At 64.7% G+C, this 20,467-nt stretch carries 18 protein-coding genes; 12 read left to right on the top strand and 6 right to left on the bottom strand.

Going from position 1 to position 20,467, the window contains the following annotated elements:
• Window positions 1-215 precede the first annotated feature (215 nt).
• From B0919_RS09565 to B0919_RS09545, 5 genes are all read left to right on the top strand, one after another.
• A complete protein-coding gene (locus B0919_RS09565) occupies window positions 216-1,781 on the top strand; it encodes an NAD(P)/FAD-dependent oxidoreductase (protein WP_078012007.1) in 1,566 nt (521 codons plus the stop codon).
• Between the two features lie 89 nt (window positions 1,782-1,870).
• Window positions 1,871-2,236, top strand: a complete 366-nt coding sequence (locus B0919_RS09560; RefSeq protein ID WP_078012006.1) for a CoA-binding protein — start codon at window positions 1,871-1,873, stop codon at window positions 2,234-2,236.
• Between the two features lie 242 nt (window positions 2,237-2,478).
• A complete protein-coding gene (locus B0919_RS09555; protein WP_078012005.1) occupies window positions 2,479-3,057 on the top strand; it encodes an RNA polymerase sigma factor in 579 nt (192 codons plus the stop codon).
• Window positions 3,038-3,961, top strand: coding sequence for a hypothetical protein (locus tag B0919_RS09550; RefSeq protein ID WP_078012004.1), 924 nt, complete (start codon window positions 3,038-3,040; stop codon window positions 3,959-3,961). Before B0919_RS09555 ends, B0919_RS09550 begins: the two co-directional genes overlap by 20 nt.
• A gap of 57 nt (window positions 3,962-4,018) precedes the next feature.
• Window positions 4,019-5,170, top strand: a complete 1,152-nt coding sequence (locus B0919_RS09545) for an outer membrane beta-barrel protein (RefSeq protein WP_078012003.1) — start codon at window positions 4,019-4,021, stop codon at window positions 5,168-5,170.
• 196 nt (window positions 5,171-5,366) lie between these two features.
• On the opposite strand, the gene B0919_RS09540 is transcribed toward B0919_RS09545, so the two are convergent.
• The gene (locus tag B0919_RS09540; protein WP_078012002.1) at window positions 5,367-6,113 is read right to left on the bottom strand and encodes a TrmH family RNA methyltransferase; all 747 of its coding nucleotides are present in this window, start codon (window positions 6,111-6,113) and stop codon (window positions 5,367-5,369) included.
• Window positions 6,114-6,173: 60 nt separating this feature from the next.
• Here B0919_RS09540 and B0919_RS09535 point away from each other — a divergent pair, with 60 nt between their 5' ends.
• Window positions 6,174-8,585 (top strand): BamA/TamA family outer membrane protein, encoded by a 2,412-nt coding sequence (locus B0919_RS09535; RefSeq protein ID WP_078012001.1) that lies wholly within the window; start codon window positions 6,174-6,176, stop codon window positions 8,583-8,585.
• Window positions 8,586-8,660: 75 nt separating this feature from the next.
• Here the strand turns inward: B0919_RS09535 and B0919_RS09530 are convergent, their stop codons facing one another.
• Window positions 8,661-10,760, bottom strand: a complete 2,100-nt coding sequence (locus tag B0919_RS09530; protein WP_078012000.1) for a thiamine pyrophosphate-dependent enzyme — start codon at window positions 10,758-10,760, stop codon at window positions 8,661-8,663.
• A gap of 181 nt (window positions 10,761-10,941) precedes the next feature.
• Between B0919_RS09530 and B0919_RS09525 the strand changes: the two genes are divergently transcribed.
• The 3 genes from B0919_RS09525 to B0919_RS09515 all read left to right on the top strand — a co-directional run bounded on the left by B0919_RS09525 (window position 10,942) and on the right by B0919_RS09515 (window position 13,416).
• Window positions 10,942-11,712: a TerC family protein gene (locus tag B0919_RS09525; protein WP_078011999.1), complete on the top strand. Its 771-nt coding sequence runs from the start codon at window positions 10,942-10,944 to the stop codon at window positions 11,710-11,712.
• A 134-nt stretch (window positions 11,713-11,846) separates the two neighbouring features.
• Complete coding sequence (gene hemF, locus B0919_RS09520) at window positions 11,847-12,827, top strand: oxygen-dependent coproporphyrinogen oxidase (protein WP_254846531.1); 981 nt, start codon at window positions 11,847-11,849, stop codon at window positions 12,825-12,827.
• Window positions 12,820-13,416, top strand: a complete 597-nt coding sequence (locus B0919_RS09515) for a phosphatase PAP2 family protein (protein ID WP_078011998.1) — start codon at window positions 12,820-12,822, stop codon at window positions 13,414-13,416. Before hemF ends, B0919_RS09515 begins: the two co-directional genes overlap by 8 nt.
• Before the next feature lie 59 nt (window positions 13,417-13,475).
• Here B0919_RS09515 and B0919_RS09510 read toward each other — a convergent pair whose 3' ends face one another.
• The 4 genes from B0919_RS09510 to B0919_RS09495 all read right to left on the bottom strand — a co-directional run bounded on the left by B0919_RS09510 (window position 13,476) and on the right by B0919_RS09495 (window position 16,649).
• Window positions 13,476-13,676: a hypothetical protein gene (locus B0919_RS09510; RefSeq protein ID WP_078011997.1), complete on the bottom strand. Its 201-nt coding sequence runs from the start codon at window positions 13,674-13,676 to the stop codon at window positions 13,476-13,478.
• Window positions 13,677-13,740: 64 nt separating this feature from the next.
• Entirely contained in the window at window positions 13,741-14,469 is a 729-nt protein-coding gene (locus tag B0919_RS09505; protein WP_078011996.1) for a phosphodiester glycosidase family protein, read from the bottom strand.
• Window positions 14,470-14,531: 62 nt separating this feature from the next.
• On the bottom strand, window positions 14,532-15,122 hold the full coding sequence (locus B0919_RS09500) for a riboflavin synthase (protein ID WP_078011995.1): 591 nt from the start codon (window positions 15,120-15,122) through the stop codon (window positions 14,532-14,534).
• Between the two features lie 108 nt (window positions 15,123-15,230).
• Entirely contained in the window at window positions 15,231-16,649 is a 1,419-nt protein-coding gene (locus B0919_RS09495) for a sugar transferase (RefSeq protein ID WP_254846530.1), read from the bottom strand.
• 130 nt (window positions 16,650-16,779) lie between these two features.
• Between B0919_RS09495 and B0919_RS09490 the strand changes: the two genes are divergently transcribed.
• From B0919_RS09490 to B0919_RS09480, 3 genes are all read left to right on the top strand, one after another.
• Window positions 16,780-17,463, top strand: coding sequence for a protein-L-isoaspartate(D-aspartate) O-methyltransferase (locus B0919_RS09490; RefSeq protein ID WP_078011993.1), 684 nt, complete (start codon window positions 16,780-16,782; stop codon window positions 17,461-17,463).
• 119 nt (window positions 17,464-17,582) lie between these two features.
• Entirely contained in the window at window positions 17,583-19,730 is a 2,148-nt protein-coding gene (locus B0919_RS09485; protein ID WP_078011992.1) for a M43 family zinc metalloprotease, read from the top strand.
• Between the two features lie 132 nt (window positions 19,731-19,862).
• The gene (locus tag B0919_RS09480; RefSeq protein ID WP_078011991.1) at window positions 19,863-20,381 is read left to right on the top strand and encodes an acyl-CoA thioesterase; all 519 of its coding nucleotides are present in this window, start codon (window positions 19,863-19,865) and stop codon (window positions 20,379-20,381) included.
• Window positions 20,382-20,467: the final 86 nt, after the last annotated feature.

Genomic DNA, 20,467 nt, shown 5'->3' with positions numbered 1-20,467 from the left:
CAGGCCCGTACCCGTGAAGCACTGGAGGCGGCTATCCAAACCGCGGTTGAGTGGATTTCCAGCAAGGATGCCAAAGCCTGGTTCAACCATTGTGGTTATCATGTACATCGTTCATGAATCCGCTATAGCTTCGGCTCCGGAACCATTCGCCGTATCTTTGCCGTCTGAGCCTTACCTAAACGGCTTGCGGGCCCAGCTCCCCGCCGCCTTTTCCGATGCAAAAACGCGAAGTTGAAATCGTCCTTTCGCCCGCCGAGGCGTACGACGAACTGGCCCGCTACCGGGCCCTCCTGGATGCTGCCGGCCTGAAGCCCGGCGAGGCCGATTTTGTCCATCTGCTGCGCCGCTCAATTGACGCCCGCGGACGCAACGTGGGCGTGCGTCTGCGCGCCGACGTGTACCAGACGCCCCCGCCGCGGGAGCTGTTCGGGCCCTGGGTGCAGTACCAGGACGTGAGCCGCGCTCCGAAGCGTGTAGTTATCGTAGGTGCCGGCTCGGCCGGGCTGTTTGCCGCCCTGCGCTGCATCGAACTGGGACTGAAGCCCATTGTGGTGGAGCGCGGCAAGGACGTACGCACGCGCCGGCGCGACCTGGCCGCCCTGAACAAGGAGCACGTGGTGAATCCCGACTCCAACTACTGCTTCGGCGAAGGCGGCGCGGGCACCTACTCCGACGGGAAGCTCTACACCCGCTCCAAAAAGCGCGGCGACGTGCAGCGTATTCTGCGCCTGCTGGTGCAGCACGGCGCTACGCCCGAAATCCTGGTGGATGCGCACCCGCACATCGGCACCAACAAGCTGCCTTACGTGGTGCAGGCCCTGCGCCAGAGCATCCTCGACCACGGCGGGGAAGTGCACTTCGACACGCGTGTGGATGACCTGATTCTCTCGGCCGGGCGTATCCGCGGCGTCGTCACCGGGCAGGGCCAGGAAATCCTGGGCGACGCGGTGATTCTGGCCACCGGCCACTCCGCGCGGGACATTTATGAGCTGCTGCAGCGCCGTCAGGTGCGCATCGAGGCCAAACCGTTTGCCCTGGGCGTGCGCGTGGAGCACCCGCAGGAATTGATCGACGAGGCCCAGTACCACTGCAAGGACCGCGGCCAGCTACCGGCGGCTTCGTACGCGCTGGTGCAGCAAAGCGAGGGGCCCGGCGGACAGCGCGGCGTATTTTCGTTCTGCATGTGTCCCGGCGGCTTCATTGTGCCGGCGGCCACGGCTCCGGGCGAAGTGGTGGTCAATGGCATGTCGCCCTCGCGCCGCGACTCGCGCTTTGCCAATTCCGGCATCGTGGTAGCCATCGAGCCGGAGGACATGAACCTGAAGCGCGACGGCGTGCTGGCCGGGCTGCGCGTGCAGCAGGAAATCGAGCAGCGGGCCTGCCAGCTGGCGGGCGGCACGCAGCTGGCCCCGGCGCAGCTGCTGGGCGACTTTGTGCAGAATAAAACTTCCCGCACGCTGCTGGAAACCTCCTACCAGCCGGGCCTGGTATCGGTGCCGATGGACGAGGTGCTGGGCTCGGTGCTGGCCGACCGCCTGCGGCAGGGGTTCCGGGCCTTCGGGCGCAAGATTCCGGGCTACACCACCAACGCGGCGCAGATTGTAGGCGTGGAAAGCCGCACCTCCTCGCCGGTGCGCATTCCGCGCGACGCGGCCACGCTGGAGCACCCAGAGGTGCGCGGCCTGTTTCCGTGCGGCGAGGGCGCCGGCTTTGCGGGCGGCATCGTATCGGCGGCCATGGACGGGGAGCGGTGCGCCGAAGCGGCCGCGGCCCTGCTGTAGCGGTTATCCGATCGGGCCGGGCGCTGCGTATAGGCAGCTACCACCATCTTTCACTGCTAAACGGGTGCAGCCGTGCTGCGCTTTCTGATATGGCTAACAAGAAAACCGTCGTCATCGGCGCCTCCGACAACCCCTCGCGCTACTCCTTCCAGGCCGTCAACCGCCTGAAAAGCCACGGCCACGACGTGGTGCCGGTGGGCATCCGCAAAGGCCAGGTAGCCGGGCTCGACATCCACGTGGACAAGCCGGAAGTGGACAGCGTCGACACCGTGACGCTGTACGTGGGCCCGCAAAACCAGCCGGCCTGGTACGATTACATTCTGGACCTGAAGCCCAAGCGCATCATCTTCAACCCCGGCACCGAGAACTACGAGCTGGAGCGCAGGGCCCGCGAACAAGGCATTCAGACCCTGGAAGCCTGCACATTGGTGATGCTGTCGGTGGGCAACTACTAAGCCGGCGGCTCATTTGCTTTCTACTTTCCTGAGAAACCCCGAACCGGCTGCGGTTCGGGGTTTCTTATTTTCGCCGGTGGCTTGGTCAACCCGCCAAAATAGTCCACACGTCATCAGGCACTTGCGTGAAGACGACGCGGGGCTTGCAACTTTTTTTACGCCGCCGGGCAACGCCACCCGCGGCTTCGCCATCTAGCGCTTCAAACACCACCGCTACTGCCCTACTTCTACCTTTCTGAGCTGTGAACGAAGTCGAACTCATCAGCGCCTGCCGCCAAGGCAGCGTCCGGGCACAGAAGCTGCTCTACGAGCGGTTTGCCGGGCTGATGCTGACCGTGTGCCTGCGCTACCTGCGCCAGCGCGCCGACGCCGAAGAAGCCATGCTGACCGGCTTCGTGAAGGTGTTCCGGGCCCTGGAGCAGTACCGGCACGAAGGCTCGTTTGAGGGCTGGATCCGGCGCATCATGGTCAACGAAGCCCTCGGGCAGCTGCGCCGTAAGGAGCCCCTGCACCTGGCCATCGACGACATGGTGACCGACGTGCCCTCCACGCAGGCCACAGCCGAAAGCGACATGGCGGCCGCCGACCTGATGCAGCTCCTGAGCGAGCTGCCCGCGGGCTACCGCACGGTGTTCAACTTATACGCCATCGAAGGGTATACCCACCCCGAGATTGCGGAAATGCTGGGCATTTCGGAAGGCACCAGCAAGTCGCAGCTCAGCAAGGCCCGCGCCATGCTGCAGCGCCGCCTCGAAGCCGCCTCGGCTTCGGCCCATCCCACCACCTCAACCACGCCTCATCATGCAACCGGAAGATATTGATAAGCTGTTTCGCGCCAAGCTCGAGCAGCACGCTACGCCCCCGCCGCCCTCCTTGTGGTACGACCTGCAGGAGCAGCTGGAGCCGGAAGAGAAAAAACGCCGCGGCGGCTTCTGGATGTACGCCGTAGCAGCGGCCGTAACGCTGCTGCTGGTAGCCGGCGGCGGATGGCTGATGTGGCAAAGCCGCCTGAACGGTCCCGCCGCGGGTACTGGCACGCTGGCCACCCACCCCACGCCGAACCGCACCGGCGCAGGGCTGGCCACTAAGACCGCACCCGCCACGCCGGCAGCCCCCAACGCAACTCCGAACGCCGATTTTGAGGCTGAAGCAGCAAACGGCTCAGGCCCCGAAGCCACGGCGTTGGCCGCCCGCACCGCAACGACCACCTCGCCGGCTCAGCAAGTAAAAAAATCTGCTTCGGCTCAGGCAACGGATGCTCTGCCGGCCGCATCTACCCACCAACAGCCGCAACTACTGGCCCGCACCGAGCGACGCGCTGCAGCGCGTCGGGAGACGGACCAGCCGGAAGCCCCGGACTTCCGCGCTGCCGAGCCTCGGCCCAGTGAGTCGCAAGCCGTAGCGGTGCAACCGGTGCCCGCATCGGTCCCGGCGCCTACCATGACAGCTCTGGTGCCCGCCAATGCAGCCGTGGCCACGGCTCCCTCCATGGGCACCATCGAGGTAGAAGTACGCCAGCAACCTGCTAACGTGGTGGCGCTGGCCGACGCCAACGACACCCCGGGCCGGACGCGGCCCAGCGTACGCGGTGTGCTGCGGCAGGTGCGCCGCCTTGCCCAGGGCGAGCGGCCCGACCTGACCGAAGTCGGGCTGCCGTCCAACCCCGCTCTTACCGTTCAGGCCCGCGTGGCGGGCCACACCCTCACCAAAACTATTGCGCTGTAAGCCTCGCCGTGCCGGCGACTTTCGCCCTCTCCCCTGACTTTTCGCCTTCCTACGACTATGAAACCCGCTCCTTTCTTCGCCGCTCTGTCTGGTTTAGTGCTTTCGGGTGCCTTCGCCTCGGCCGCCAACCGCCCTCACCTGCCCGGCAACGACGACACCATCATGGTGAAGCTGCCGAACCAGGTATCCATGACCATCGTGGCGCGCAACAAGCAGCAGCTGCGCGAGCTGAAAGCCTACAAGCTCGACTCGCTGATGGTGCTGCTCGACTCCTACATCTCGCAGGCTGAATCGGCCGGCCGCAAGACCAACAACGGCCAGGTAACTATGGAGTTCTACCCGGCCAAGGACAAGCCCGGCAGCCAGGCCGCCCCCGAGCAGGTGCGCGTGACGGTGCGCGGCCAGCAAGCCAAATCCGAGCGCGTGGAGGTGTTCATGGGCAAAAAGCTGGGCGTGGTCATCCAGGACGACGGCGACGGCGACGGGGGCGGCAGCGTGTCGGTGCGCATCAACGACGACCACAAGGCCGACTCCATCAAAACCGTGAAGCGGGTGGCCAAGCGCCAGAAGCTTACCGGCACGGACTTCGGCATCGACCTGGGCCTGAACACCTTCGTCAACAAGGAAAGCTACGCCCCCGGCGGCGTGGAGCAGCCCTACGACCTGCGCGGCTGGGGCTCCCGCTACGTGGCGCTGCGCTGGAACTTCTGGGCGCGCACCGGCAAAAACAGCCCGCTGTACTTCCACCTCGGGCCGGAAATTGCCTTCAACAACTACATGCTCGACGGCAACCGCTACTTCGCGGCCAACGGGACGGGCAACCGCACCGACATCGTGCAGGAGCCGGACGACCAGCGCAACTTCGAGAAGAGCAAGCTGGCCGTAACCACGCTGAACCTGCCGGTGGGCTTCACCATCAAGATGCGTGATTCCGACCACAAAGAGGTGTTCCGCATTGGCGCCGGGGGCTTTGCCGGCTACCGCATCGGGGCGCACACCAAGCTGAAATACGAGCAGAACGGCCGCACCCACAAGGACAAGGACCGCGGCAGCTACAACCTGGAGGACTTCCAGTACGGCGTGACGGGCAGCATCGGCGTGCGGGGCTTCGACCTGTTCGTGAAGTACAACCTGAACGACGTGTTCAAGGAAAACCGCGGCCCGAAAGCCCAGAACATCAGCTTCGGCATCACACTCTGCGACATCTAACCAGCTTGTCCGCCGGCGCACCTGGTGAGTGAATACGCGCCCGCGGTCATCCTGACGCAGGAAGGACCTTACCACGCAAGAACGAGTCGTTGCTACGATTATCGTTCACGCGTGGTAAGGTCCTTCGCTTTGCGGACGACAGATGAAGGATAACAGCTCCTCTCGGACCTTCAGCCCTTTTTTACGTCTGGTGCTTTTACTCGCCGCGGTAGAAGTTATCGAGCAGAATGGCCGCCGAAATGGCCACGTTCAGGCTTTCGGCGCCGCCGCGGCCGGGGATGTGCAGGCGCTGCGTGAGGCAGGCTTCTACGGGCGGCGTGAGGCCGTGCGACTCGCTGCCCATCACCAGCACGCCGGTGGGGCGCAGTTGCTGGTGGTGCACGTTGTCGCCGTGCAGGTCGGCGCCGTAGACGGGCAGGCCGGCGGGCAGCTGCTGCAGCCAGGCGGGCAGGTCGCGCTGCCACACGGGCACGCGGGTAAAGGAGCCCATGGTGGCCGACACAGTCTTGGGGTTCCAGGCATCGGCGCAGGTTTCGGACAACACTACGCCGGCCAAACCGTACCAATCGGCCAACCGGATGAGCGTGCCCACGTTGCCGGGGTCGCGCACCTGGTCGAGGGCCAACAGCAGCTCACCGGCCTGGGCGGGCAGCGGCGGCTCGTCGGGGATGCGCACCACGGCCAAGCCCGCGTCGTTGGTTTGCAGCGTGCCCAGGCGCGTCAGCTCGTCGGCCGACACCACCTCGACGGGCACACGGGCGGGCAGGCGCAGGCCGGGCGTGGCGGCGAATTCGGCCGTGAGCAGCAGGCGTTCGGGCTGAAGTGTAGAACTTAGCAGCTCCCGCAGGCTTTTGGCGCCTTCCACGAGGAAGGTACCGGTGCGCTGGCGGTATTTTTTTTGGTGCAATTGCTGCACGTACTTGGCAACGGCTTTCGAAACCATTCTTCTGTGATACGTCCCTTCAACAGGGCGCCCCGGCGCGGAGCATTCTGGTTACTTGGTTTGGCAACGGCGCTGCAGCTGACGGGTTGCTCGCCCATGCGCCTGCTGGGCCCGAAACAACGCCTGCTTACCGCCGTGCGCATCGACGGCGTGCGGCAGCTGGAGCGGGAGCCGCTGGACGCGCTGCTGCGCCAGCGCCCCAACCGGCGCTTTCCGGTGCCGCAGCTCGCAATTTACAACCTCGGCTACACCTTCTATAACCCCGAAGGGCTGCAGCGCAAGCTCGCGGCCACGCAGACCACCTTTCAGCAGCGCATCGCGGCTGCCGGCACCGACTCGGTGGCCGTGGGCAAGCTGCTGCAAAAGCGCGAGCGGCAGGTGCAGCGCCTGCAGCGCAAGCTCGACAAGGGCAACGCCATCATGCGCATCGGCGAGCCGCCGGTCATCTACGACTCGACGCTGACCGCGGCCACGGCCGAGCAAATGCGCATCTACCTGCGCTCCAAGGGCTTTTTTCGGGAGCACGTCGCGTACGCGGATACCACCAAGGACCGCCGCGTGACGGTGACCTACCGCGTGCACGAAGGGCCGCGCTTCCAGGTCAGCCAGCTGCACTACGACGTTGCCGACTCGGCCGTGGCCCGGCTTATTCGGGCCGATACGGCCCAGGCCCTGCTGCGCGTGGGCCGCCCCTACGACGAAAGCCTCATCGGCCAGGAGCGGACGCGGCTGGAAACCATGCTCAAAAACCAGGGCTACTACGACTTCAAGGCGCAGTACATCACGCTGGAAGCCGATACCAGCTTTGAGCCGACTACCGTACGCCTGCTGGTGCAAGTGGCCAACCCGGCCGACGCGGACCGCCACCAGGTGTACACTGTGCGCAACGTGAGCTTCGTGACCGACGCGGGCCTAAACCGCTTTGGCCTCCGGCGCGACACGGTGCAGCGCAACAACGTAAACTACCTGGCTTACAACCACCGCTTCAGCACCCGCATCCTGGACCGCAAGCTGCTGGTGCGCCCCGGCGAGCGGTACAGCCTGCAGAACACCATCCAGACCCAGCGCCAACTGGCCGGGCTGGACGTGTTTCGGTACGCGGCCATCAACTACCAAAAGCCCGCGGGCGACTCCACGGCCGGCGTGCTGGATGCGGTGGTCAACGTGACGCCCCTCAAGCGCTTTCAGGAAACGCTGGAACTCGGCGGCACCTACGTGGCCGGCCGGCCCGGCCCGTTCGGCAACTTCCGGGTGCGGGTGCGCAATGCATTTGGCGGCGCGGAGGTGCTGGAATTGGGTTTGCGCGCGGGCCTGGAAGGGCAATTTGCCCTGACCGGCACAGGTCCCGAAGACAGCCGCCGCGGCCGCCTGACTACCCAGCTCGGGGCCAACGTCAACCTGACCCTGCCGCAGTTTCTGGTGCCCTGGCGCACCAACCGCTTCTTCACCAACTACAGCCCGCGCACCCGCCTCACCACCAGCTACAACTACGTAGACCGGCAGGAATACACGCGCACCAACCTGGAGGCCACGTACGACTACATCTGGCAGCGCAACGCTTACCACCAGTTCATCCTTACGCCGCTGGACATCAGCCTTGTTAACTCCAGCCGGCTTGATCCGACCTTTACCAGAAAGCTGCTGGAGTTATCCAATGGTCAAGCCTTGTTACGGGCCTTCCAATCAGTGTTGGCCCCGAGCATAAACGGAACGTCGTTGTACAACGACAATGACTTCACCGAAACGCGGGATGCGCGCTACCTGCGCTTATTCGCCGAGTTGGGTGGTCCTTTACGTAAGTTATATACCAACAACGGCAACTCTTCTGACCACCAAGTGGGCCGCTCCAACGTCGCGGTGTATAATTTTGTCCGCCTCAATGCCGATTACCGGCGTTACCACAAGCTGAGCACCCACCAATTTTTTGTGTGGCGCCTCAACGGGGGCCTAGCAACAGCTTTGACCCGCACCCGCGCTGGCGACCAGGCCGGCACCGAAGCTTACATCATTCCCTACGACCGGTACGTCTTCGCCGGCGGCGGCTCGAGCGTGCGTGCCTGGCTGCCGCGCCGGCTGGGCACCGGCTCCCGCTCTCGCGCCAGCAACGACATTCTGGAACAGCCGGGTGAACTGCTGCTGGAAGGCAGCCTGGAATACCGTTTTCCCATTTACGATTTCGTCTACGGCGCGGCCTTTACCGATTTTGGCAACGTGTGGACCATCAAGCGCAACGGCTCCAACAACCCGCCAGGCTCCGACTTCGCCTTCAACCGCTTCTACCGCGAAATAGCCGTGGGCTCGGGCTTGGGCCTGCGGTTCGACTTTACCTTCCTCATCGTGCGCATCGACTTGGCGGCGAAGGTGTACGACCCCACGGCGGAAGGCTCGCGCTTCGTACTGCCGCGTCTCGGCAAATACGGGGAAGGCAACTACCGCATCCAGCCCAACATCGGCATCGGCTACCCCTTCTAGCGCTACTCCAGCGCCCTGACAGCAAAAAAGGCTCCCGACATCGGGAGCCTTTTTTGCTGTCAGGGCCAAGCCCAGTTAGTAGCTCAGCAGCTCCTGTAGGGCCGCTAGGCTCTTGTCGGCATTGGGCAGCATCTGCTTTTCCAGCTCCACGTTCAGGGCAATGGCGGGCAGGTTGGCGGCGCCCAGCGTAAACACCGGCGCGTCGAGACGCTGGAAGCAGTGGCGCTGAATGCGGCCCGCCAACGACTCGGCAAAGGAGTTCATCAAGGGTTCTTCCGTCAGCACCAGCACTTTGCCGTGGCGTTCGGTAGCAGCCTGCACGGCCTCCCAGTCGAGCGGATTCAGGGTGCGCAGGTCCAGAATTTCGACCTGACCGGGCAGCTGCTTGCTGGCAGCCTTGGCCCAATACACGCCCATGCCGTAGGTGATGACCACGCAGGTGTCGCCCTGACGGAGCTTCTCCGCGGAGGCCTGCTGCACCACGTTGGCCTTGCCCAGCGGCACGACGTAGCCGGCGGCCGGCTCCACGGTTTTGGCGTCCTCGGTGCCGGCTACTTTGCTCCAGTACAGGCCTTTGTGCTCCAGCATCACCACGGGGTTCGGGTCGAGGAAGGCGGCGCGCATCAGGCCCTTCATGTCGGCCGCGTTCGAGGGGTACACCACCTTGATGCCGCGAATGGTGAGCAGCGTGCTTTCGATGGAGCCCGAGTGGTAGGGCCCGCCCCCGCCGTACGCCCCAATGGGCACGCGGATCAGGCTCTGCACCGGAAACTTGCCGTTGGAGAGGTAGCAGGATTTCGACAGCTCCTCCACCAGCTGGTTCAGCGCCGGCCAGATGTAGTCGGCAAACTGAATTTCCACAATGGCCTTGGCGCCCACGGCCGACATGCCGGCCGTCGAGCCGACGATGTAAGCCTCCTGGATGGGCGTGTTGAACACGCGGGCGTCGCCGTACTTCTTGGCCAGCAGGGCCGCTTCACGGAACACGCCACCCAGCTCCCCGCCCACATCCTGGCCGTAGAACAAGGCCTCGGGAAACTCCTGCAGGATGTCGTCCACGGCGTGCAAGGCTGCGTCAACCATGATGGCCTTGTCGGCCCCGGCCGGGCTCCGCTCGCCGGCTTCCTCGGTCACGGCTGCCGGCGCGAATTCGTGCTGATCGAAGGTGGCCGGGTCGGGGTTGGGTGCATTTAAAGCGGCCTGGTAGTCGTCTTGCACCGTGGCCTGGGCCTGGGCAGCGGCGTAGCCCAGCTCGCCTTCCGTGAAGCCCTCCGTGAGCAGCTGCTGGTGGAAGCGCGGCAGCGGGTCGTTTTGCTGGTGCTCGGCGAGGTTGTCGCCGCGGTACCACTCGCGGCGCACGCCGCTGGTGTGGTGGCCCAGCAAGGGGCATTTGGCGTGCACCAGCACGGGGCCGCGCGTCTGGCGCGCGTGTTGCACGGCGGCCTGCATGGTGGCGTAGCTGTCCACGAAGTCAGCACCGTCGCAGCGCAGGCGGTGCAGGCCCTTGAAGCCAGCCGCAAACTCGTAGGCATCCATGGCGCGCATTTCGCGGCCCGTAGCCGATATGCCCCACTCGTTGTCCTGCACCAAGTACACGATGGGCAGCTGGTGCAGCACGGCCATCTGCAGGGCTTCGGCTACTTCGCCCTCCGTCATGGCCCCGTCGCCGATGGAGCACAGCACCACGGGCTGCCCGGCTCCGAGCAGGCCCTGGCTTTCGAGGTAGTGCAGGCCGTGGGCCATGCCGGTGGCCGGAATGGCCTGCATGCCGGTGGCCGAGCTCTGGTGCGGAATAACCGGGATGCCGGCGCGGCGCAGCGAGGGGTGCGAGTAATACGTGCGCCCGCCCGAGAACGGGTCGTCGCGCTTGGCCATAAGCTGCAGCATCAGCTCGTAGGGGCGCAGGCCCAGGCCCAGCATGAAGGCATCGTCGCGGTAGTAGAGGGCGCAATAGTCGGTTTCGCGCAGCTGGAAGGCCGCCGCCAGCTGAATGGCCTCGTGGCCGCGGGCCGAAGCGTGCACGTACTTGGCCGTCACCGCCTTGTTTTCCTCGTAGATGCGGGCCATTTCGGCCGAGGTATGCATCAGGCGATAGGCGCGCAGCAGCGTGGCGCGCTCAGGGTGCGCAGTGGTAAAGTCGGTATCGGGGGTTTCCAGGGCGGTGGGGCTTTGCATGCGAGGAGAGACGGGTAGCAGAGGCTGCGAAAATACGGCATTGGGGGCAGATGCGGCGCACGCCAGCCAAACACTTGTTAGCATCGTCCGCTGCCGGGCCCGGCCCGCTCGTGCCGGTACGCCGCGGGCCGCTCCGGCGCCTGAAGTACATCTTCTGCCCCAGCGCGCCGTAAGCAGCCCTATGTTCGACCTCTCTGCCTTCGCCAGCCCCGAAACGTGGGTGAGTTTGCTGACCCTCACGTTCATGGAAATCGTGTTGGGTATCGACAACATCATCTTCATCTCCATCGTCGTGAACCGCCTGCCGCCGGAGCAGCACCAGCGCGGCCGCACGCTGGGCTTGCTGCTGGCGCTGGTGTTCCGCATCGGGCTGCTGCTGAGCATTTCGTGGATTGTGGGGCTGAAAGAGCCGTTGTTCACCCTGGACCTGCCCGTGCTCGGCCCCGACCACGGCGTGTCGGGCCGCGACCTGATTTTGCTGGGCGGCGGCCTCTTCCTGCTGGCCAAGAGCACCACCGAAATCCACAACAAGCTACAGGGCACAGAGGATGAGCACCAGCCAGGCAGCGCGGCCCACAGCTTTTCCCGCGTGCTGGTGCAGATCGTGCTCATCGACATCGTGTTCAGCTTCGACTCCATTCTGACGGCCGTGGGCCTGGTGAGCAACGTGCTGGTGATGATTGTGGCCGTGGTCCTGTCGATGGGTGTGATGCTGGCCTTTGCGCGCCTCATCGCCGACTTCGTCAACCGCAACCCCACCATCAAAATGCTGGCCCTCTCCTTTCTGATCATGATCGGGGTGCTGCTGGTGGCCGAGGCGCTGCACCAGGAAATTTCGAAAGGCTACGTGTACTTCTCCATGGCCTTTTCGCTGGTGGTAGAGCTGCTCAACATGCGCCTGCGCAAAAACGTCGAGCCGGTGCACCTGCGCCAGTCCGAGCTGCGCGACTAAGCGGCCGGTGCTGCTCGGCATCAAAAACCTGCCACCTTTGCGGTGACAAATAACAGGTGCCGGCCTGACATTGGTCAGCTCTTGGCGCGGGGCCACGGCGTTATTTCGCCTCCGAAACCAAGCCAATCTGCCCCATGGAAGCTGCGCTGCTCTCCCCCGCTTTTGCCCCCGCCATGACCGCTCCCGACCCGACCGTTACGCCCTTCCGCCAGCAAGTAGAGCAGTGGATGCGCAGCTTCCAGAAGTGGCTCTACACCGAACTCGAAACCACCGACGGCGGCGCCACCTTCCAGCCCGACGTGTGGCAGCACCATTCGGGCGGCGGCGGCGAGTCGCGCGTGATTCAGAACGGGCGCATCCTGGAGAAAGGCGGCGTGAACTTCTCGGCCACCTGGGGCGAGATGGACGAGCGCGCCGCCCGGCAGCTGCTCATGCCCGACCCGCGCTACTTCGCCACCGGCGTATCGGTGGTGCAGCACCCGCGCAGCCCCCGCGTGCCCATCTCGCACATGAACGTGCGCTACTTCGAGGCTGGCAACGGCGACTCCTGGTTTGGCGGCGGCCTCGACCTGACGCCGATTTACGTGGACGAGAAGCAGGCGCGCTGGTTCCACGAGCAGATCTTCGAGGTTTGCCAGCAGCACGACGCGAGCTACTACCAGCGCTTCAAGGACTGGGCCGACGAGTACTTCTTCCTCACCCACCGCCAGGAAACCCGCGGCGTGGGCGGCATCTTCTTCGACCGCCTCATCGTGGGCCAGCACGGCGACCGGGACGAGCTGTTTGCCTTCGTGAAAGCCGTGGGCGAGGTGTACGGCCGCACCTACTGCGAGCTGATGCGCCGCAACGCCGACTTGCCCTACAGCGAGCGGGAAATCCAGTGGCAGATGGTGCGCCGCGGGCGCTACGCCGAGTTCAACCTGGCCATCGACCGCGGCACCAAGTTCGGCCTGGAAGCCGGCGGCCGCACCGAAAGCATCCTGATGAGCCTGCCCCCGCGCTGTGAATGGCACTACAACCTGCAGCCCGCACCCGGCTCGGCCGAGGCCGAAACCCAACAGTGGCTGAAAAAGGGCGTAAATTGGCTCGCCCATTCGCCCACTTCGCTTGATTGACCAGTTGCAGAAGCTGGACCGCTGGCTGCTGGTGGCGGCCAATAGCACCGCCACCCCGGCCCTCGACCGGCTCATGATTTTCTTTTCCGACCGCCTCGTGTGGTTTCCGGCGTACTTCGTGATGGTACTGGCCCTGGCCTACTACTTTCGCCGGCGCGCCCTGCTGCTGGTGCCCCTGCTGGGCCTGAGCGTCGGCTTGGCCGACAGCATCTCCAGCCGCTTTTTCAAGCCTTTTTTTGCCCGCCTGCGTCCCTGCCACGATCCGTTCATCTCTGAGTCGCTGAACTTGGCCAACGGCTGCGGCGGGCAGTTTGGCTTTATTTCTTCGCACGCGGCCAACGCCTTCGCGTTGGTGGTGTTCCTGACGCTGGTGCTGCCGCGCCGCTACTGGCCGCTGAAAGTGGCCGTGCTCCTGTGGGCACTGCTGGTGAGCTACAGCCGCATTTACCTGGCTGCGCATTACCCTTCCGACGTGCTGGCCGGTGCCACCCTCGGCAGCCTGCTGGCCTGGGGCTGTTATACACTTTACCGGCAAGGCGCCCGGCGCTGGTGGCCGCATGAGCCCTCCATCGACAACCCGGTGGCTTAAGTACCCTCAACAAAAAGGCCCTTGCTGCGCAGCAAGGGCCTTTTTAGTTGGCTGAAAGCCTATTTGGCAGGTTTGCGGTTGCCGGTGTGGCCGTCGCCCCGGTCGCCCTGGCCGGAGCGGCTGGTGACGCGGGAATTGTGCTTATCATCCTGCGAAAGGGAGCGGTGAATGTCCACTTCGCTGGTAAACTGGCCCTTATCGTTGCGGCGCACGTAGCGCTTGTCGCCGGGCGTGGGTTCTATCAGTTCGCGTTTCGACATGGCGGTGAAGGAGTTGATCCTTTTACTCCTACGCAAATGCCGCCTAAAAGTGCCATAGAGCGGTTTATTTAGCCGTCACGCCGATGATGACGCCGAAGTCGCCGTCGGTCTGCGCCCAGTCCTGCGCCGGCGCATAGGTGCGCGACACGAACCCATCGAGGTACAGGGCGTTGCGGCAGCCTTGCCGGCGGAAGTACTCCGCGAAGTCGTAGAAGTTGATTTCCTGCTTCGACATGGCAAACAGCACCCGGCCATCGGGCAATAGACCCACCCCGTTGCGCACGTTCAAGTTCTTGGAACCCGGCTGCAGCGCGGGGTGAATGCGCCCGTCCATCACCAGCATGGGCCCCGACTGGGTAGCGTAGCTGACCCGTTTGCGTGGGCGGAAGTCCTGCGTGCGGCAAACGCCGGCGCGCCCATCGGCGGTCAGGTAGAATACGCCGTTGGGCTTGAGGTAGAAGTTGCCGGTGCCGGAAGTCGTGTCAAGCGGCATCAAGGTTTTGCCGCCCTGGATGAACAGGCCTACCGGCACGTTGCCCGAGTGGTACATACCGCCATTGGTGGCAAACAGCAACGTCTGGCCTCGCGCTTGCAACCACATCTTCAACTGCCCCAGGCTGCGGAAGGGACGGTTTTGTTCGTCCCGCCAGTACAGTTGCAGCCGCTGGTGGCGCGGGTCCACGCGGTAACTGACAAAGGGCGCATCGGTGTTCGAGTACCAGAGCCCGAAAGCGCCGCCGGCCAGCAGTGTAACGGCTAATAAGGCTACTGCTAACCGGCCACTTCGATTCATGGTTGACGAAAGGAACTGCACAGGCTGGATTACCCCGCTACGTATCCGGGCGCGAAGGCGGCCTATTTGCCCAGCAGCTTGGCCACGTACTTGCCCACGATGTCAAACTCCAGGTTCACCAGGTCGCCGGGGCGCAGGTGCTGGAAGGTGGTGTGCTCGTAGGTGTATGGGATAATGGCCACCGAGAAACCGTCGTCGGTGCTGTTGAAGCAGGTCAGGCTCACGCCGTTGATGCAGATGGAGCCCTTCTCCACCGTCACGCGGCCGGGGCCGGTGGCGTGGCGGAAGCGGTACAGCCAGGAGCCGTTCTGGTCCTCCACCGCTTCGCAGGTAGCTGTCAGATCCACGTGGCCCTGCACGATGTGGCCGTCAAAGCGGCCGTTGGCCGAGAGGCAACGCTCTAGGTTTACCTGCCGGCCTTCGGCCCAGCTGCCCAGGTTGGTCTTTTGCAGCGTCTCATCGATGGCCGTGACGGTATGCGTGCCGGCGGCAGCATCCAGCGCTACCACCGTGAGGCACACGCCGTCGTGGGCCACGCTCTGATCAATCTGCAGTTCGCTGAAAAAGGGCGAGACGACGGTAAAATGGCGGTTGGTGCCTTCGGTGCGCACTTCGGTGATGGTGCCGAGTGCTTCGATGATGCCGGTAAACAAGGTGGTACTGTGCTAGTGTGAGTAATACGCTGATGTACTAATGCTTTGTCTGCCGGAATGTTCGATTTGCTCACGTCAGGCATCAGCACATTCAGCCTCATCAGTACATTATTTCCCCCGGCCTTCCACGATGATTTTCAGCGTGTAAAGCATCACGCGGAAGTCCATGGCCAGGGACATGTTTTCGATGTAGAGGATGTCGTATTTGAGGCGCTGCACCATCTCGGCCACGGTCTCGGCGTAGCCGTACTTCACCTGCCCCAGCGAGGTGATGCCGGGGCGCACGCGGTGCAGGTGGCGGTAGTGCGGGGCCACTTTCATGATCTGGTCGATGTAGAACTGCCGCTCGGGGCGCGGGCCCACTAGGCTCATGTCGCCGCGCAGCACGTTCCAGAACTGCGGCAGCTCGTCGAGGCGCACCTTGCGCATAAAGCGGCCCCAGGGCGTGATGCGCGGGTCGTTCTTGCTCGACAAGGCCGGGCCGAGCCGCTCCGCATCCACGTACATGGAGCGAAACTTATAGATTTTGAAGGGCTTGCCGTGCTTGCCGATGCGCTCCTGGGCGAAGAAAATCGGGCCCTTTGAGGACAGCCGCACCATGATGGCGGTGAAGGCGTACACCGGCCAGGCCAGCAGCAGAAACAACCCCGAGCCCACCACGTCGATGCCGCGCTTGGTCACTTCCTGCCACACCGGCAGCAGATCGTGCTTGATTTCGATCAGCGGCGTGCCGAACAGGTGATTCACCTTCACCGAGCCCAGCAGGATCTGGTATACGTCGGGCAGTACGCTCACGCGGGCGGGGCTGCCTTCCAGCTGCGTGAGCACCTGCTGAATCATCTGGTGCTCAGATGGCTCCAGTGCCACTACCACCTGCTCCACTTGCAGGGCCCGGATGAGCGCGGGCAGCCGCTCGTAGGAGCCGCGCCGGGGCAACTCGGTGGCCAGGTCCGCATCCACCGTATCGCCCACGGGCACGAAGCCCATGATGTTGAGGCCCAGGTGGCGGTTGGAGCGCTCCAATTCGCGGTAGGTTTCCAGCGCCAGCGGGCTGGAGCCTACGATGAGCGTGTTGAAGGCAATAACCCGCCGCAGCACCAGCCCCTGAATACTGGTAATGGCCCAGGTGCGCAGCACGGCCGTGATGGTGAAGTGCAGCAGGAAGTAGGCCGAAATGGTCTTGTAGTAGAGCCGGTAGTTGCTCACGCCCTGGTCGTCGAGCAGCAGGGCAAAGAAGATGACCACCGCGCCCAGGAAGGAAATGCGCGCCAGCCGGATAATCTCGCCGACGCGGGACTTGCGAAAAATGTCGCGGTACTCGCCGATAAGCGCGTACAGCAGCACCCAGAACGCGGCAATCATCAGGGCCGAGCCGGTGAGGGTGAACAGCTGGTTGCCAGTGAAGCGGTAGCCGGCGTTGATTTCGCTCAGCAAGTACTTGCGCAGCAGGTAAAAGCATCCCCAGGCCAGCAGGCCCGCGCCAAAGTCGGCGGCCAGCAGCTTGAGCTTTTGCAGGGTGCGAATCAACGGTAGAACGGGAATGGAAACGGAAAACGGGCCGCTCGGCCGTAGCAGAAAGGCTGCGCCGCCGTAGCTTTGCGGGTGAAACCAGCCCACCCGCTTCGCGCAAAGGTAGGGGTGTTTTCCCCGTACCGCCATGCCTGCCGTTCCCCCGCCCACCCCTTCCGCCGCCGACTCGTACCGCCACCGTGGCCAGCGCCGCGCCCTGGTGGCCGAGCTGGCCCGCAAAGGCATTCGCGACGAGCGGGTGCTGGGTGCGTTGGCGCTGGTGCCGCGCCACCTGTTCTTCGAGCCGGCCTTCGAATCGCACGCCTACCACGACAAGGCCTTTCCCATCGGCGAAGGCCAAACCATCTCGCAGCCCTACACCGTGGCCTGCCAGACGGAGCTGCTGCAGGTGCGCGAAGGCCAGCGCGTGCTGGAAGTGGGCACGGGGTCGGGCTACCAGTGCTCGGTGCTGCTCACGCTCGGGGCCGAGGTGCTCAGCATCGAGTACAACCGGGTGCTGTTTGAGCGCACGCGCCAGCGGCTGGCGCAGCTGGGCTACGGCCGCGCCCACCTGTTTTGCGGCGACGGCTCGGTGGGCCTGCCCGCACATGCCCCGTTCGACCGCATCCTGGTCACGGCGGCCGCGCCGGCCCTGCCCCGGCCGCTGCTGCAGCAGCTCACCATCGGCGGGGTGCTGGTGGTGCCCGTGGGCAACGAGCAGGTGCAGCGCATGGTACGCGTCACGCGCGAGTCGGCCGACGGCTTTGCCCGCGAGGACTTCGAGGAATTCCGGTTTGTGCCGCTGCGCGGGGCGGCTGGCTGGGGCGAATAAGCCGCGTAGATGCCGGCTACTGCATTAGTAGTCTGCTTTGTGCGTACATTGAGCGCCGCGCGCCGGCCGCTTTTCGTGGGGGCAGGCCGCACCACCCATCCCTCACCCTTCACCCCTTCATGTTTCGCAAAACGTTACCCATCCTTGGGCTGGCGGCGGCCGTGTTGCTGGGCTCGGTTGGCAAGGCTACGGCCCAGCGCCGACTGCGCCCGGAGCACACCTACGGCTTCCGTTGCGCCTACGACAGCGTGCAGCAAGCCGAGTTTGCGCGCAACCCCGGCCTGCAGCAGGACTACCAGGATTTTCTGCGCCGCGTGCGGCAGATGTCGCCCGCTGATCAGGCCCGCATCCAGGCCCAGCCCGATGTGACCGTGCCCGTGGTGGTGCACATCATCCACACCGGTGGAGTCAACAACATTTCGGACCTGCAGGTGGCGGATGCGCTGCGCATCATCAACCGCGACTTCAACAAGGAAAACGCGGATACGGCCACCATCGACCCGCGCTTCCGGCCCATTGCGGCACGGCCGGGCTTCCGCTTTCGGCTGGCGCAGAAAGACCCCAACGGCAACTGCACCACCGGCATCACGCGCACCTACTCCGCGCAAACGGCCGTGGGCGACAACAACGTCAAGAACGTGATTCGCTGGGACGTGAACCGCTACCTCAATATCTGGGTGGTGGACAACGCCAACGGCGCGGGCGGCTACGCCCTGCTGCCCTGCAACGGCGGCTCGCTCTACGACGGCATCGTGATTCGCAACACGCAGTTTGCCGGCATCGGCCGCTCCTGCGGCACGAATTTCTGCGCCCGCTCGCTCACCCACGAGCTGGGCCACTACTTCGGCCTGCCGCATACCTGGGGCGGCACCAACACGCCCGGCGAGCCGGGCAACTGCGGCCTCGACGACGGCATTGCCGACACGCCCAACACGGTGGGCGCCCTTCAGAACTGCAACCTGAACGAGGCCACCTGCGGCCCGGTGGCCAACACCGAGAACTACATGGACTATGCTAACTGCGCCAAGATGTTCACCCTGGGGCAGGTAGCCGTGATGCGCGCCTCGCTGACGCAGAGCTGCCGCAGCACACTGGTTTCGGCGACGAACCTGCTGGCCACCGGTACCACCGACAACTACCCCCTGGTGCCCTGCGCGCCGGTCGCAGCGTTTCAGCCTTCCACCACCACGGTGTGCCAGGGCAGCAGCGTGACTTTCACTGAGTATTCCTACAACGGCAACCTCACCGGCGCTACCTACCAATGGAGCTTTCCAGGCGGCACGCCGGCCACCTCCACCGCGCGCACCGTGCAGGTGACCTACAACACGCCCGGCCTGTACGACGTGGCGCTGACGGTAAGCAACGCGGCTGGGCCGGGCACCACCACGCGCCAGCAGCTGATTCGGGTAATCGGGCCCAGCTCGGCCGTGTCGGCTCCGCTGCGCGAGTCGTTTGAGGACCTGAACTGGGCCAGCAATGCCACGGACCCCATCCGCAGCTGGCGCAACGAAACTACGTCTTCGGGCGCCGAGAAATGGCTGCGCTTCACGGGTGCTGCTACCGAGGGCACGGCCAGCCTGCGCCTGCGCAACCCCAACATCCCCAACGGCACCACCTCCACCCTGTACTCGCCGCCCATCAACCTGACCACCAACCCGGGCGCCGATTACCAAGTCGTGTTCGACCGCGCCTACGCCCGGCGCTCCGCCACCTCGGGCGAGGTGCTGCAGGTTTCCACCAGCAGTGACTGCGGCGCAACGTGGTCGGTGCAGGGGTACTACACGGCCGCCCAGCTGGCCAGCAATGCCAGCGGGCAGTTCGTGAGCGGGGCGTTTGTGCCCACGGCCGCCGACTGGGTCACCTCCACGGTAGACGTGCCTGCGGCCCAGCAAGGCGCCCAAACGCTGCTGCTGCGCTTCGAGGCCACTTCCAACGCCGGCAACTACCTGTATCTGGACAACATCCGGGTGCGCCGCGCCAGCGTGAACAGCGCCCGCGACATGGCCCGCCACGGCATCAGCGTGGCCCCCAACCCGCTCACCGCGGAAACGGCGGTGCAGTTCAGCCTAGACCAAGCCGCCACGGCCCAGGTGCAGGTGCTCGACCTGCTCGGCCGCACGGTGCTGAGCACGCCCGCCCGCAGCTACGCGGCCGGCCAGCAACGCATTGCGCTGGGCGCCGAGGGCAAACGCCTGAGTCCGGGCCTATACGTGGTGCAGCTCACCCTGGGCCCGCAGCGCTATACCTCGCGCGTGCTGGTGCCGTAAAGCCCACTTCGCACGTCCAACGTCTGTCAAGCCCCCGCATCGTATGGTGCGGGGGCTTTTTGCTGCCGGGCCCCGGCGCGGCGCGGCCGTTGGGCTATCTTTGCGCCTGAATTTCACCTTGCCGTTTCTGCCATGCGCAAACAAAAGCCTGTTTCCGAGTCCTTCGTGCGAATGACCGAGCTGGTACTGCCCAACGACACCAATACGCTCAACAACCTGATGGGCGGCCGCATGATGCACCTGATGGACGTGGCCGCTGCCATATCCGCCCAGCGCCATTCCAACCGCATCGTCGTCACGGCCTCGGTCGACAACGTATCCTTCCGCGAAGGCATCAAGCTGGGCAGCGTGGTGACGCTGGAAGCGCAGGTGACGCGCTCCTTCAGCTCCAGCATGGAGGTGCACATCGACGTGTGGGCCGAAGACATTCCCTCGGGCACCAAAATTAAGTCCAACGAGGCCTTTTTCACCTTCGTGGCCGTCGACCAGTCGGGCCGCCCCATCGACGTACCGGAAGCCGTGCCGGAGACGGCCGCCGAAAGCCGCCTCTACGATGACGCCCTGCGCCGCCGCCAGCTGCGCCTGGTGCTAGCCGGCCGCCTGAAGCCGCAGGAAGCCACCGAGTTGAAGGCACTGTTCGAGCTGGACTAGCATTGCGCCTCAGCGGCTGCGCCCCTTGACTCTTCCCACCGCAGCTCGTACCTTTTACCTGGCCCTTGCGCCGCTTCCATCGCCGT

Source organism: Hymenobacter sp. CRA2, from assembly GCF_002007105.1.
Classification (GTDB): domain Bacteria; phylum Bacteroidota; class Bacteroidia; order Cytophagales; family Hymenobacteraceae; genus Solirubrum.
Note: the sequence above shows the minus strand (reverse complement) of the source record. Positions and strands in the feature narration are given on the sequence as shown.